10 protein-coding genes are annotated in these 14,710 nt (G+C 57.4%); 9 read left to right on the forward strand and 1 reads right to left on the reverse strand.

The window, feature by feature from the left end:
• Positions 1–68 precede the first annotated feature (68 nt).
• From ACO6TI_RS28000 to uvrB, 4 genes are all read left to right on the forward strand, one after another.
• Positions 69–1,163: an ROK family transcriptional regulator gene (locus ACO6TI_RS28000; RefSeq protein WP_422383814.1), complete on the forward strand. Its 1,095-nt coding sequence runs from the start codon at positions 69–71 to the stop codon at positions 1,161–1,163.
• A 630-nt stretch (positions 1,164–1,793) separates the two neighbouring features.
• On the forward strand, positions 1,794–3,074 hold the full coding sequence (locus ACO6TI_RS28005) for a hypothetical protein (protein WP_422383815.1): 1,281 nt from the start codon (positions 1,794–1,796) through the stop codon (positions 3,072–3,074).
• 50 nt (positions 3,075–3,124) lie between these two features.
• Complete coding sequence (locus ACO6TI_RS28010; RefSeq protein ID WP_422383816.1) at positions 3,125–5,140, forward strand: CHAP domain-containing protein; 2,016 nt, start codon at positions 3,125–3,127, stop codon at positions 5,138–5,140.
• 182 nt (positions 5,141–5,322) lie between these two features.
• Positions 5,323–8,466 carry an excinuclease ABC subunit UvrB gene (gene uvrB / locus ACO6TI_RS28015; protein WP_422383817.1) on the forward strand — a complete coding sequence of 1,048 codons (3,144 nt, stop codon included), beginning with the start codon at positions 5,323–5,325 and terminating at the stop codon, positions 8,464–8,466.
• Positions 8,467–8,661: 195 nt separating this feature from the next.
• On the opposite strand, the gene ACO6TI_RS28020 is transcribed toward uvrB, so the two are convergent.
• Complete coding sequence (locus ACO6TI_RS28020) at positions 8,662–9,096, reverse strand: hypothetical protein (protein ID WP_196899996.1); 435 nt, start codon at positions 9,094–9,096, stop codon at positions 8,662–8,664.
• 193 nt (positions 9,097–9,289) lie between these two features.
• On the opposite strand from ACO6TI_RS28020, the gene ACO6TI_RS28025 reads away from it, so the two are divergent.
• The 5 genes from ACO6TI_RS28025 (at position 9,290) to ACO6TI_RS28045 (ending at position 14,573) form a co-directional block, all read left to right on the forward strand.
• Positions 9,290–9,577 carry a GIY-YIG nuclease family protein gene (locus ACO6TI_RS28025; protein WP_422383818.1) on the forward strand — a complete coding sequence of 96 codons (288 nt, stop codon included), beginning with the start codon at positions 9,290–9,292 and terminating at the stop codon, positions 9,575–9,577.
• Positions 9,578–10,114: 537 nt separating this feature from the next.
• Positions 10,115–11,284 (forward strand): DUF1176 domain-containing protein, encoded by a 1,170-nt coding sequence (locus tag ACO6TI_RS28030; protein ID WP_422383819.1) that lies wholly within the window; start codon positions 10,115–10,117, stop codon positions 11,282–11,284.
• A 44-nt stretch (positions 11,285–11,328) separates the two neighbouring features.
• Positions 11,329–11,616, forward strand: a complete 288-nt coding sequence (locus ACO6TI_RS28035; RefSeq protein WP_422383820.1) for a hypothetical protein — start codon at positions 11,329–11,331, stop codon at positions 11,614–11,616.
• A gap of 77 nt (positions 11,617–11,693) precedes the next feature.
• Entirely contained in the window at positions 11,694–12,689 is a 996-nt protein-coding gene (locus tag ACO6TI_RS28040) for an agmatine deiminase family protein (RefSeq protein WP_055117763.1), read from the forward strand.
• 402 nt (positions 12,690–13,091) lie between these two features.
• Positions 13,092–14,573: a hypothetical protein gene (locus ACO6TI_RS28045; RefSeq protein ID WP_055117765.1), complete on the forward strand. Its 1,482-nt coding sequence runs from the start codon at positions 13,092–13,094 to the stop codon at positions 14,571–14,573.
• Positions 14,574–14,710 lie beyond the last annotated feature (137 nt).

A 14,710-nucleotide genomic window follows, 5' to 3' on the forward strand; every position in this document is an offset into this window, starting at 1 on the left:
ATGACAATTAAATTACGTTGTGTAATTTAATTTAAAACCTATTATCCCGAAACGTCGGGAGAATCAAGATGACGGCGCACCTCAGCCAAACGGAGCGAAAGCTGATCGCTCTGATTTTTCGCAACAAGACAATGGCTCGAACCGATCTTGCGGAGGCGACCGGGCTGACGGGTGCGTCCGTGACGCGCCTCATTAACCGATTGCAGGAAGACGGTTTTTTCCACGAAACGCGCACAAGGACGGGCGCCCAGGGTCAACCGAAACGCAATCTGGCGCTGAACCCGGATCGTTTTTTTTCGATCGGCATCGTTTTTTCTCTGAGAACAATGGAATTGGCTCTGCTGAATTTCCGCGGCGCCATCTGCGCCACCCGGCACCGAGTCCTGTCAGGCGCCCGTCCGGAGGACGTTGCCAGGGCGGCCGCAAGCGGTGTTGCGGATCTTTCACGCAACCTCCCTCCGGACTCTCTGCTTGGTGTCGGGGTCTCCCTGCCGGGCAATTTCGGCACCTATCGCGACTTGCTGGTAGCGCATGAACTGTTCGATCAGCTCGGTGACGACCGGGTGATCACGGCCCTCAGGTCCGCATTCGACATTCCGGTTCACATCGAAAACGACGGCACGTCTGCTGCGATCGCCGAATTCATGCTCGGGGAAGGTGTCCGCGACGAGGACCCCCTGTTTTTCCTCCATATCGGCCACGGTGTCGGCGGCGGAGCCATCCTCGATGGCAAGCCCTACCGCGGCGCTCATGGCAATGCCTGCCTGCCGGGTTTCCTGTTTCCCTATGAAGAACTCCGGCCGTCCGGACAGGATCTCCTGAAACACATGAACAACGCCGGTCACAAGATTGAGGACCTTGACGGTCTGACGCAGCCGGCCTCCGGTCTTGCAGCGGACCTCGATGCCTGGATTGACCGCGCGAGCCAACAGATCGCACTGGCACAAAGAGCAATCACCGGGTTCTTCGATCCGGCGGAAATTGTTCTCGGTGGCCGGCTGCCCGGCTGGATCAACAAGGAACTTGTCGAGCGTGCCGCGACGGCGCGGTTACCGGGACCTTCACGGGGATTGCCGAATGCACCGCTCAAGACTTCAGCCTTCGGCCCCGAAGGCGGCGCCATAGGCGCGGCCTGCCTGCCCCTGTTCGAAACGTTTCTCTGATCCGGGCTTCCTGTTGCCTGATTGCATCAGAGACATTTGAGGCGGGAGGCTGACTGGCGGTCCTGAAGAGTTGATTGAAGTGGTCCCTGCCCGTTTTCTACCTTTGCGGCACCCGGCGCGGGACCGACGCAGTCTTCACCTCTGGTTGGCTGACCGGGACCAGCGGTCTGCATGACGGCTGGGGCAAAGCGGGAGATATCTTGCAGTCCTGGAAATTCAAGCGCAGAGAATAACGGCCCCCGGAGCCATCCGGCTGGTAGAAAATGCAGGCTCAACTGCGGCGATTCGCCGATTTCTTTCATTTCAAAGAAGACTTCGAGCCGATAATTCGAACAGGACGCAACATCAACCGAGAGTGTCCACATCTAATCTTGAACACGCGCCATTGTCCTTGCACGAGCAGTCTTGAAACTCTCAACTCAAATAAGAACTATGCGGCAGAGACTTATCCGGTGCGTCAGTTCCATCCAGCTGTACCGCACCGGGTGCCCCCCGCTCGCTGGAACAACCCCGGCCTGCAATTGGTTAACAAACAATTGACACGTCGAAGCCCCGGCCCGGATAGTTGGTAAAAGTGCGTGCCCGCGGCCGGGCGGCATGGGTGTTTCAGCGTATTTACGGAGTGGTCTCATGACGGCCAGCAGGAGTCCGCGCGTTCGCGGACACCGGATTTTTTTGCGCTTTTTTCTGAGCGTTTTCGCCGGGTTGTTGCTCGTTGCTTGCGAACCCGCTTCGCAGTCATTCCTTTCCCGTGGCATCGGTGCAAGCCTGCCCACGACCGAAGCGGACATGACCAAAACACACAGATTGCAGCGGCTCTATTTCAACTACCTATGCCAAGAGGCTGGACTCGCCGGTGCGGCATATGGTGGCCCAGCTGGGACGTGTCACATCGGTGCCGTCGATGCAAAGACATGGACCCTGATAGTTCAACAAGGCCTCAACGATATAGACCGCAGATGCGATTCCTACCTGCAATGGCTGGACAATCGCAGGCGTTCGAACGGTCCGCTAATCAACCAGATTACCTCGATCGGTGCGGCAACGACGGGGATCATGGGAATCACCGGCGCTTCCACACAAGCACTCACGATTGCGGCTCTCGCATTTGGACTGGCCGTACAAAGTGTCGAAAATTACAATGGGCTGCTGCTCAAGATCGATTCGTCGACGGTAAATTCTGTTGTTCTGAACTCGCGTCACACTTTTCGAAAGAACCTTCGAGGGAAACAGTTTTCCAACAAACCGGAAGCCGAATACGTCCTCCGTTCCTACTTGCGCCTTTGCCTCCCATTCGCGATCGAAACAAACATCAACGACTATTCCACCTTCGGTTCTGCAGGCATTCAGCCGACGGTTGAAAACACGATCAACCGGACCCCGGTGGTCGGCAGCCCCGTTGTACGCGCGAACACGCAAGTGCTCCGGCCGAATCGTGGTCAGGGAACCTCAAATTCGCGCACACAGGAGAGGATAAGCCGGGCAATACAAAGCGCACTTTGCCTGCCTCCTGACGGTGTGAAAGGAACTCGCACGACCGAGGCAATCCGCATATACCAGAATACGATCGACACGCAGGTGACAGGAACCCTGTCCACCGGTGAAGAAAATGCCCTGATCAACGAAGCCGGAGCCTGCAATCCGAGCTTCAAGAACTATCTGGAACGAAGCGAATTCCAGAACAATCCGTCAAATCAACAGGCGCTGGCACAACTTCGCGAAGATTTGCGCGAACTGAGCGCGAAGTTTGGTGCAAATGTAGAGATTTCTGACACTGCAACAATCGATACATTGCGACCCAGGATCGCTGAACTCAAGAAGTCGATCGGAAATCAGACATTTAGAACTGGAAACGAAGCTTACCTTAATACACAATACACACCGGATCTTCAGAAATTACTTCTGGAATGACGTAATATTCAGGATTAATCTCAGCGTTCACTAAGATAGCGAGGCCTGAAATGTTCTACAAATTGACGAAAGCTCAATTCCCATTTCAGGGTACGCTACCGGAGTTGAAAAAGAAGTCTCCCAGAATTCCGGTCAATAGTATCGTGGAAGACGACCCGGACGAAGGTGAAAACGAAACGCTTACCGCCGACGGCAAGCTTCGAAAGATCAAGTTCCGGGTTGTTGGCAATATCCGGCGGGGCTGGCTTCCCGTTGAATTTCTCGAGGAGGCAGAAGCCGCAGAACGCCCCGGCGTCATTCCCTGGGCTTTCATAACAACATGTGTCCGCGCAGAAGAGTGGATCAACGCCATGCCGGATACCGGTGTGAACTATGTTCACGCTGATTATCTCATCGCTCTCGCGATTTACGAAACGAAGATGGCAAATGTCGGCAACGAGACGCCAGGCACGGATGCGGTCGGCCCATTTCAGATCACCTCGACCCGCTGGAAAGAGTTCCTGGATGCCTCTGGTGATCCGGATTTTGTCGAAGATGACCGTGACAATATCTCAGACCAGATCTACGGGATGGCCTTCCTGACTCGCGAACACACCCGTACAATAAGCGATGTTATCACTGCACACGAAAAGGCTGCTGGCTCTAGCCCTGATGCCGACAAGGCCGGGCCCTACATTCCAACCTTCGCCGACATATTCATTGCCGCCGTTGTCACGCCTCTGGCAGCTATCGAACTCAGAAAACTGGAACTGAGCGGAAAGTCCGACACGTTGATTACAGAAATCGTCAGCGGCCTTGACGACGACCGAAAGAAGGAAATGCAGCGCATTTTTCGTCACAACCACCACATCCTCAAGGTGGACAAGACAGAGGCCGAAGCGAACGGAATTGCGGCCGGGCCCAGAACCGTCGGCAATCTGTACGAGGTTGTAGAGGAAAAACTGGACAAGCTGTTTGGATCTGCGTTCAAGTTAATGAAGGAAAATGTGCCGGAACTGCTGCCGGTCACAAGTGGCGCCGCCACCTGGCTTCCAACGGCGCTTGCAGAACAGTCCGATCCCTGGAACAACGGCGCATTGAAAGAAGGCACTCAGTTGGGAAGGGATCGTGTCCTGACCTATTTCAAGGCGACGGATCTTGCAACAAACAAGGTACTGCCTTGGTGCGGGGCCTTCGTCGCCTTCTGCATGAAACAGGCCGGCGGTGAAGTTGCCGGATCGATCGTGAAAGGCGCTGCTCGGGCGGCAAATTGGAAGTCCTGGGGCAATCTGTCCATTCCAGTAAAAACCGGGAACGTGCCCGCCGGAGCGGTCGTCGTCATGTCGCCACCGCCCGGTAGTGCCCGCTCGGGTCATGTCGGCTTCTGTTCACCAGACCAGAGCGGGAAAGCCGGCAAGATAACTCTTCTCGGCGGCAATCAAAGCGACACAGTGAAAAACTCAGACTATGACCGGTCCAAGATTGCAGCGATCCGGTGGCTCGGGCCACCACTGGGCAGCTTCAAGGAAGATACGGCATCCGACACCATTCCACCGGGAGACGGCATCGCATGGGGAGGTTTCGTCGACCGAAAATTTGGTAATGACGAATTCAAGAAAAAGGTTATTGAAATTGGAACCCGGATTCAGTGCGACCCCAACTTCCTGATGACGGTCATGGCGTTTGAGACAGGCCGGAGCTTTTCCGCAAAGCAGAAGAACCTTGCCGGTGGCAGCGCAACTGGCCTGATCCAGTTCATGCCGACGACCGCTGCAGAACTGGGCACCAGCACCGCCGAACTCGCCCAAATGACTGAAAATCGTCAACTGGATTTCGTCGAGGCCTATTTGAAGAACAAGGCCAATGGCCGTCCTTTTACAAAACTCGCGGATGTCTACATGGCGGTTCTGTGGCCCGTCGCCTTCGGCAAGTCGGAAGGATCGGCAATTTTCAAGCATCCGGAAAAGGCCTACAAGAGCAACCGGGGTCTCGATCTCAACGGAGACAAGAAGGTCACGGTCGGCGAGGCCGCTGCCAAGGTGAAAGAGCAGTTGCAACGCGGTCTCGAGCCGGAAAATCGGGGTTAGTCGACGCTTTTTTCGGTGCCGTGAATGATCTGGATCTGGCGCGATAATCAGCCGCTCGTAGAATTCGTCACCAGCCCCTCCTGACACCCTTGTGTCAGGAGACTGACAGGAAGTTCCGAAAAGCCGTCTGAACTGGCCCCTGCCCCCTTTTCTCGCGCGCGGAACCGGACCATATTGCTGCCATGCAGAAGCGTTCCTCCAAAACCCGTTCCGAAGACACGTCCGCGCCCGAAGGGTTCGGCGAAGCGCCTCAGAAGCCGCTTTCCGGCACACCGCTCTCCGGCTCCATAAGCGACTGGGCGGCCGAGATTGCCGAAGAAGAGGACAGGCCGGCGCCGAAATCCAAGATCACGGACCCGGCAGCACCAAAGGATCTTGCCCCCGGTGCCCCCGGAACGATCAGCCGGACGGCGCGCACTTCGTCGCGCGAGCGTGAACGTGCAGGCGGCGACGGCGCGGTCGCAAAAGATGTTCAGGAAGGCCGCAAGGCGAAACTGTCTCCCAAGGGAGCGAAGGCCAAGGGCAAGATCGAAAAGCCCGCAAAACCGACAAAGTCCGTACGTGGAACTTCCATCGGCAAGGCTGATAGCAGCACCATGGACCTTGCCTCCGGCAAGTCCGCAAAAGGAAATACAGCGCGCCGTGCCGCAACCGACAAACCACCCAAACCGACAAAGTCCGCGCGGGGAACCTCAATCGGCAAGGCCGACAGCGCGCGCGAAAGGGCCGCGGGCGGGCTGATGCCGGTCGCCGGGCTGGACATGTCGCTGGAAGAGGCGGAACAGCTTGAGGAAAGGCTCAAGCAGCACAAGAAGGACAACAAGAAGAAAAAAACGGAATCCAAATACGGCGAGCTGACCGGAAACCAGGGTGCAACGGCAACAGTCGAGGCCCTGTCAGCGCTGATTGAATCCGGCAACCCTCTCCACAAGAACGGTGAAATGTGGGTGCCGCACCGGCCGGATCGACCGGCAAAGTCGGAGGGCGGGGTCGAAATCGACCTGAAGTCCGAGTATGAACCCAAGGGTGACCAGCCGACCGCCATCGCCGAACTGGTTGAAGGCATGGAGACCGGCGAACAGACCCAGGTGCTGCTCGGCGTCACCGGCTCAGGCAAGACCTATACCATGGCGCAGGTGATTTCCCGCACCCAACGCCCGGCCCTGATCCTCGCGCCCAACAAGACCCTCGCCGCCCAGCTCTACGGCGAGTTCAAATCCTTCTTCCCGGACAACGCGGTTGAGTATTTCGTCTCCTATTACGACTACTACCAGCCGGAAGCCTATGTGCCGCGCACGGATACCTATATCGAGAAGGAAAGCTCGATCAACGAGCAGATCGACCGCATGCGCCACTCGGCCACGCGCTCGCTCCTGGAGCGCGACGACGTCATCATCGTCGCCTCGGTCTCCTGCATCTACGGTATCGGTTCGGTCGAGACCTATACGGCAATGACCTTCGCCATCGAGGTCGGCGAACGCATCGACCAGCGCCAGTTGATCGCCGATCTGGTCGCTCTGCAATACAAGCGCAACGACGCCGCCTTCCAGCGCGGCGCCTTCCGTGTGCGCGGCGACACGATCGAGCTGTTTCCGGCCCACTACGAGGACCGCGCCTGGCGCATTTCGCTGTTTGGTGACGAGATCGAGTCGATCACCGAATTCGACCCGCTCACCGGCAAGAAATCGGGTGAGCTGAAAAGCGTCAAGATCTACGCCAACTCGCACTATGTCACGCCCAAGCCGACGCTGAACCAGGCAATCAAGTCGATCAAGGACGAGCTGAAGCACCGCCTGGAGGAACTCAACAATCACGGCCGCCTGCTGGAGGCTCAGCGCCTCGAACAGCGCACCATGTTCGATCTGGAAATGCTGGAGGCGACCGGCTCCTGCGCCGGCATCGAGAACTATTCACGCTACCTCACCGGCCGCAAGCCGGGCGAGCCGCCTCCTACCCTGTTCGAATACCTGCCGGACAACGCCATCGTCTTCACCGACGAGAGCCACGTCACCATTCCGCAGATCGGCGCCATGTACCGGGGCGACTTCCGCCGCAAGGCGACGCTCGCCGAATACGGCTTTCGCCTGCCCTCCTGCATGGACAACCGCCCGCTGCGCTTCGAGGAATGGAACGCCATGCGGCCGCAATCCGTCGCCGTATCGGCGACCCCCGGCTCCTGGGAGATGGAACAGTCCGGCGGCATCTTCGCCGAACAGGTCATCCGTCCGACCGGCCTGATCGATCCGCCGGTAGAAATCCGTCCGGCCACAAGCCAGGTGGACGATCTGCTGGGTGAAGTGCGCGAGGTCGCCCAGAAAGGCTACCGTACGCTGGTGACCACGCTGACCAAGCGCATGGCGGAGGACCTGACGGAATACCTGCATGAAAACGGCGTGCGTGTGCGCTACATGCACTCCGACATCGACACGCTGGAACGCATTGAAATCCTTCGGGACCTGCGCCTCGGCGCCTTCGACGTCCTGGTCGGCATCAACCTGCTGCGCGAAGGTCTCGACATTCCGGAATGTGCGCTGGTCGCGATCCTGGATGCCGACAAGGAAGGTTTCCTGCGTTCGGAAACCTCGCTGATCCAGACCATCGGCCGCGCGGCGCGTAACGTCGAAGGCAAGGTCATTCTCTACGCGGACAACATGACCGGTTCCATGGATCGGGCCATTGCCGAAACCAACCGCCGCCGGGAAAAGCAGCTAAGCTACAACGAAGAGCACGGCATCACCCCGGAAAGTGTCAAGCGCAACATCGCCGATATTCTCGACAGCGTCTACGAGCAGGACCACGTCACGGTGGATGCGGGCTTCGCAGAGGAAGGCTCTCTCGTGGGCCACAACCTCGCCGCCCATATCGAGGACCTGGAAAAACAGATGCGCGACGCCGCCGCCGATCTCGACTTCGAGACCGCGGCACGCCTGCGCGACGAGATCAAGCGCCTCCAGGAAACCGAACTCGCCGTTGCCGACGACGCCATGGCCCGCCAGTCCGACGTCGACGACCGCACCGGCGGCTTCAAGGGTTCCAGGAAATTCGGCGCCGGCGGAACCAAGGAAGGCGCCAGCGGCAAGAAAAAGGAAACCGCAAAAGACCGCGCCCGCGCAAAGTCATCCAAGGCCCTCCCGTCCCCAAGCGCCAAGGTGCGGAAGAACACGCTGGACGAAATGACGGTCGGCCGAACTGAAGTGCCCCTTGGCAATGATGATCCGGTGCAGCCTGTGCGGCGCGGCAAGATTGGAGCTGGGTCTTATGAGGATCCGGTGGACGAGAAGAAACGTAGGGGACGACCGAAGAAGAGCGGGCGGCCGGGGCAGTAGTCGTTCCAACAGCTCTGGGAACGAGTGGATCCTACCGATCATGCCGGGGATGACAGCTTCTGGATGATGCGATGTCTGTGCCTTCTCAATCGTTCCACGCCTGATGGATTCGGGAAAGACTGCTCTAAGGCCGACTGGCCTCGCCTCGCAAACGTTAGAGATGCTTGTCTCGCGCGCCCGGTCCTGTTCCCTTTGCTACCCCTCTTTTTCCGGGCGATATCCGGAGACACATGCCGTAAGCGACAGGTACAACTTTTTGAATCCTGATGCTGGCGAGTAACCGGCACGCAATTGCGTTTCTCTTAATTCAAACGGAACTGTCTCTTCTTCGCCTTCGGTCATCGACGTCACGACCCGTTTGTGGCTTGAATATTGTCCTGGAAGCATGACTTTCGTCAGCGCCTTTGCCTGGCAGGCGCAAATGGCGACCGGCACGGACTTGTTGGTGCTATTGAGCCGCATTCCCGACATATGATTTTCGCAGGCTTTGTAGGCGGCGAACTGCAGGTCAGAAAGACTGTGATCCTTCATGATCCTGGCGATGTCGGCCTGTCGATCTCGATAGACTCCAATGGCTAACCAGAGGATCACTCCGACAAGACCCAAAGCAAAATAGCCTTTGAAAGGCATCAATCTCTCCGTTATTCAATCTGAAATTGAATAAATGTTGGAGTATAAACTTTGGGTGAAAGAGATCATTCAAATCTTCAATCCAGGGAAGCTGAGAAACAATTCACCCGAGCTAATTATTTTGCATTTCAGGTTCAATTCTCGTGCGTCATCCCCGACTTGATCGGGGATCCATTCCAGGTCACAACCGGATATGGCGTTTTACGTCTATATCCTTGCCAGCCGCCAGAACGGAACGCTCTATACCGGTGTTACCAATGACCTGGCGAGACGGGTACATGAGCACAGGGAGAATTCCGGGAGTGTCTTCACCCGGCGATATGACGTTACCCGACTGGTATATTATGAAATCTTCGACAGCCCGGATGCAGCAATTGCACGTGAAAAACGTCTGAAGCGCTGGCCTCGGGACTGGAAGATCCAGGCCATCGAAAAACACAATCCGGAATGGCGGGATCTCTATGAGGATCTGAACCGATAGCCTCGTACATGTTGACAGGTGGATTGGATCCCCGATCAAGTCGGGGATGACTTGCTGGTTGGTTCCGATGCCTCGCCCCAAACAAGGCGCCGACCCGGACTTGATCCAAACCCTTCGTGTATCGCCGCTGACCAGCGCTCTCTCATTGCCGGCGCGGCAGTGTCTTGTATCGTGCGTGGCTCCAAACTCATAAGTCATCCCCGACTTGATCGGGGATCCATTCCCTTCCAGAGCGCCGCAATCGTTTCCGCGGAGGCCGCCAGTCAGATTGAGACAAACACAGTTGCCAACACGTCTCACCGACCCGGACCTGATCAGGACATCACGAAGAAGCCCGGCTCAAGGCACGGTCGGCGAAGTTCTTTTGGGTCGCGCAGGTTTCCGGTCAATCAGGCCAGATCTGCAAGTTTCGGCAGGCCCTGCGCCGCCAAATCAATTCCCGCTAACCGGAAATCTCGTTTGACAGCAGGAAATCCCGCGCCATGCTGTCAATTGCCGGGCTTTGAACGATGAATCGCTTCGGCAAGGGGGGATCGCGTGACGAGACTATTCATTGCCGCCTGTTTTTCGATTTGCCTCGCCGGACCGGTTTCCGCCGAACTGGCCAGGACAGACTATGGCGACTGGTCCGTCCGCTGTGATGAAAAGACCTACTGCATTGCCGAGACGCAAGGCGAGAGCTCGAACGACGAGGCCTTCAAGCTGAAGCTTGAACGCGGCGCGAAGCCCGGAAGCGATGTCTTCGTCACCTTGCGCCCGACCACAAAACTGGATGTCGGCATGCGTGCCCGCATCGAGATCGAAAGCCTGGAAGAAGACAATTACGGCTATTTCGGCAAGGCCGCCAAGATCTACACCGGCAATGAAATGACCTTCGGCGGCGAGGCCGACCGGGACCTGATCGAAAAACTGCGCCGCGGCGTGAGTGCCCGTGTCGAGATCGACTATGGCGGCTCGATCGGCACCCTCATCTACCGGGTGAGGCTTTCAGGGCTGACCCACGCGCTCCTGAAAATGGACGAACAACAGGGCCGGATCGGCCGTCTGGATGCCGTCGTCGCCTGGGGGGGTGTTCCTGCGGACAGCGCAACAGCGATTGCTCCGGCTGCCACAATGCCCCCGCCTGCTCCCAAGGAGCCCGAAACTGCTGCAGCGCCGCCGCCGCCAAACGACATTCCCGCCCCGGTGATGCCGTCACAGGACGCGTCTTCAGGGCCGAGGGGCCTCGTCTATACGGTCGAAGAGCTGCCGGAATCTGTCCAGATGATGGGTTACCGCACGCTGAACTGCAAGCTGGCGGAGACCCTGCCGGCCTATGGTGCGCAGTATTTTGCAGAGGGCGACGTGGAGACCTGGATTGTGCCCTGCACCGCTGCCGATGCCAACGTGCCCTATTTCATGGCTGTCCACATTCCGTTCAATCCGTCCCTTGACGAATGGAAGGAATTCGAAACACCGCCGGATTTCAACCAGCCCAATCATGCCCTGGTCAACAATCTCTTTTATGATCCCGATACGGGTCAGGTCACCGGCACCACCTATTACTCCGCCAATTTGGACTGCGGCGCCTTCGAGCGGCATGAGGTGATGGCGGAAAGCGGCGACTACGAACTCGTCGAATATCTGGAAAAATCAAGCTGCGACGGCGTCTTCGGAGCGCCGGAGGGCTGGCCGCTCAGCTGGACCATCGACGAAATGGGCGGCTGACCGCAAGCCGTGAAAACCGATCCGGAAGCAAAGGGAGACAGCACATGCGCCTGATGATGACGTTCAAGATCCCCACCGAGGCGGGCAACAAGGCCGGTGCCCAGCACACAATAGGTGCCGCAATTGAAAAACTGATTGCAGACACAGGCGCCCAAGACGCCTATTTCTACATGAAGGACGGCATGCGTGCCGGTACGATCTACTTCGAGGAAACCGATCAGGCAAATCTCACCCGCTACAACGAACCCCTGATGGAAAGCCTCGGTGCACAGATCGACATCATGCCGGTGCTCAATCTGGAGGATCTGAAACGCGGCCTACAGGGCCACTGACCAACCGGTGCGATTTCTGAAACAACATGGACCTGAACTCCCGATGACGTTCCAGGTCAAAACAATGCGAGAAATCAATGCAGTCCCGAAGGTTACAGTTTCTGGGAGCGGCTCTGGCAGGTCTGCTTTTGACCTCCGTGGGTGAGGCCGCAGCAACGCCCAGGGTTCCAGCGGAATGGGAGCCGCAGGCCGCGGTCTGGATGCAGTGGCCGGGCAGATACGAGACAGCCTTGCGCCCGGCTTTTGCGGATATCATCCGAGCCGTGCAGAGGTATGAAAACGTGCACCTTCTCACCGGCACGGAAAAGGAACAGAGGGCTGCAGCGGACTTTCTGGCGAAACGGGGCGTCACGACAGCGAACATCACCTGGCACCAGGTCGCGGTCGACAATGCGTGGATGCGCGACAACGGCCCGATCTACCTGACCGATGGTGAAACCGTCTGGGTCCAGAACTGGGCCTTTACCGGCTGGGACGGAACAACCGGTGCCGAGTACCGGCAGGACAACAAGGTACCGAACCAAGTCGCCGGCCTGCTTGGCTTGAACGTCGTGGACTTGACGGATTATGTGCTTGAAAAGGGCAACCTGGAAGTCAACGGTTCCGGCATCGGCATGCTGAACTGGGATTGTCAGGATCAGCGCAATCCGGGGCTGTCCCGGTCTGAACACGAGCGCATACTTAAAGAGGCTCTGGGACTGACAGAGATCATCTGGTCCTATGGCCATCATCCCGACGATCTTACGACAGGTCACATTGACGGATCAGCGCGGTTCATAAACGCCACGACGGTGGCGATTGCCGATACACAGGACCAACCGGAACTGCGCCTTGCCGAAGATCTCCAGGCGGCAGGCTTCAACGTGGAATGGTATCCCGGTGATGTGAACTGGCTGGTCGGTGACGGCTACATTGTCGCCATGAGTGAATTGGATACGGCGGCAGATCGGGACCTAAAGCAACATCTGCAGCGCTATTTTCCTGGCCGGCAGGTCCACCTGGTCGATGCCTGGTCGATCGCAGACGGCGGTGGCGGCATTCACTGTGTCACCAATGACCAGCCGCAACTTTGACATTCCGGAAGTTTCGACGGCACCAAAGGTGCAAAGACACTCCGCGAAAGTCCGGATACCGGAAACCAGCCCGAGCGGCAGCGAAGCCTGGCAGGCGACGGGGTAACCCAGCTTGCAGAAAACGTCTCGAAAAGCGCAGCAACCTGCCGCTACGGCAATATAGGCAGTTTTTCGAAAGACCTGATCAAGGCGGTACAACCTAGCCTCATCAAATTGTTAACCATAGGTTTAAACCCGGTTGCCGGCCGGGGACATTTCGCTTCTTGGGCCAAGATATCCCGATATATTCTTCATTCCACCCGGTGTGAGTCGTTGAAACGACCGTGGCAGATGGGTTAATAAAGGATTAACATCTAGTAAATTTCGCCGGAGCGGCGCCGGCAGGAAATTCAGGAGACAGGAATGGGCATTTTCTCGAAGTCCCCGCGCCCGGGCGGTGGCCATGAGCAGCGGGCCGAGACAAGCGTGGAAACAGAGAAAACGGCGGTACCGGAAGCGCCGGAACCGACTGGCAACATTGAAAAGCTGTCGCCCTTCGCCCTGAAGATGCAGGAAAAGATGAACCATCTGGACGGGCTCAAGTCGCGTGTCGGCGGGCTCAACCAGATGTTCGACCAGATGGCGGCCTTTGCTTCGGAAAGCCAGACCAGCATCCGCATGATGTCCGAGTACATTGAAACCTCGCGACACAGTGTGGAGACCGAAGTTCGGCTGAAGTCCGAAAATGCCAAGATTTCCACGGACCTGCTTGACGCTGACCACAAGGTCAGGTCTTTGACGACCCAGTTGGAAGACGCCCAGGCGGAAGTCCATTCGCTGCGCAAGCGCGCTACCGAAACTCGGACTGCACTGGAAACAGCCCGCAACGATATCGTCACGATCCGTGACAACAACAAGCGGGTCAATGACGAATACCGGATCCAGAGCGCGACGCTCGTGGAAGCCAATGCCCAGGTCGCCGAACTGAGCGGCAAGCTGAACGACCTGATGGCCAAGCACGAGACCCTCGAGCGGCACTCGGAAGGGCTGCAAGAGGACCTGGATGCGATCAAGCACCGGGAAAAGGAACTGCAGCAGAACCTTTCGGAGAGCGCCAAGCTTCTGGAAGATGAGATCCGCAAGAACAATCAATCAACCAGCGAACTGGAATCGGCCAAACGCGAGCTGATCGAGTTTCGCAACGACAACATTGATCTGAAGTCGCATCTCGATGTTGCCAACCAGGAATTGACCTACGCCAAGTCCCGTCTGGAAGAAGAGCAGCGCAAGCATGACAACGAGATCTATGCCTTGAATGCTGAAATCGAGAACCTTTCCTCCCAGCGCCGCATCGGTGCCCAGTCCCTGCAGGAAATGGCGCGCGAAAACTCAACGCTGAAGGAACGCAGTCGCGATATTCTGAAGCGCATGCAGGAAATCGAGCATCTGCTCGACAGTGCGCAGACCAACCACGAAAAGGACCGCAACGAGCTGATGGCAACCAACGCCAAGCTGCGTGAAGTCAACCTGCGATACAATTCAGCACTCACGGATCTCAATCATCAGCGCAATCAGAACCAGAAGTTTGCCGACAATCTGGAAGACCTGGTCGATGAGAACAAACGCCTTCAGCGTTACAAGATCCAGGTCGATACGGCCAATGAGCAGATCACTCAGCTGAAATCCGTGATCACCAACTATCAGATGGCCATGGAAGGCAAGGGTCCGGCTGAAGAACTCGGCCTCACCGAAACCTATGACCCTGCGACAGAACTCGGGATCACGGAGCCGCTGGACAGCGAAATCGAACCTCTTGACCTGGATGCCGACGCGACGGATGGCGAAGGGCCGGATGACGACGCTCCCGGCAATGGCGACGACAAGATCGTCAAGCTGCGCGACTGAAGACGTTCGGATTGCGCGTCACCGCCAGGCAATCAAGTCCCTGACTTATCGGTCGGCAGAGCACTGTTGACCGATAGTGCAAAATTTCCAACTTCGACCGTTTCTGCTAGGGTTTTGGAGGCGGGTCTGCGCGACCC

This window comes from Roseibium album (genome assembly GCF_965233825.1).
GTDB lineage: Bacteria > Pseudomonadota > Alphaproteobacteria > Rhizobiales > Stappiaceae > Roseibium > Roseibium album.

Bases quoted from the DNA above. Each gene is read 5' to 3' on its own strand.
- ACO6TI_RS28000 (WP_422383814.1), top strand. From the start codon at position 69: ATGACGGCGCACCTCAGCCAAACGGAGCGAAAGCTGATCGCTCTGATT.
- ACO6TI_RS28005 (WP_422383815.1), top strand. From the start codon at position 1,794: ATGACGGCCAGCAGGAGTCCGCGCGTTCGCGGACACCGGATTTTTTTG.
- ACO6TI_RS28010 (WP_422383816.1), top strand. From the start codon at position 3,125: ATGTTCTACAAATTGACGAAAGCTCAATTCCCATTTCAGGGTACGCTA.
- uvrB (WP_422383817.1), top strand. From the start codon at position 5,323: ATGCAGAAGCGTTCCTCCAAAACCCGTTCCGAAGACACGTCCGCGCCC.
- ACO6TI_RS28020 (WP_196899996.1), bottom strand. From the start codon at position 9,096: ATGCCTTTCAAAGGCTATTTTGCTTTGGGTCTTGTCGGAGTGATCCTC.
- ACO6TI_RS28025 (WP_422383818.1), top strand. From the start codon at position 9,290: ATGGCGTTTTACGTCTATATCCTTGCCAGCCGCCAGAACGGAACGCTC.
- ACO6TI_RS28035 (WP_422383820.1), top strand. From the start codon at position 11,329: ATGCGCCTGATGATGACGTTCAAGATCCCCACCGAGGCGGGCAACAAG.
- ACO6TI_RS28040 (WP_055117763.1), top strand. From the start codon at position 11,694: ATGCAGTCCCGAAGGTTACAGTTTCTGGGAGCGGCTCTGGCAGGTCTG.
- ACO6TI_RS28045 (WP_055117765.1), top strand. From the start codon at position 13,092: ATGGGCATTTTCTCGAAGTCCCCGCGCCCGGGCGGTGGCCATGAGCAG.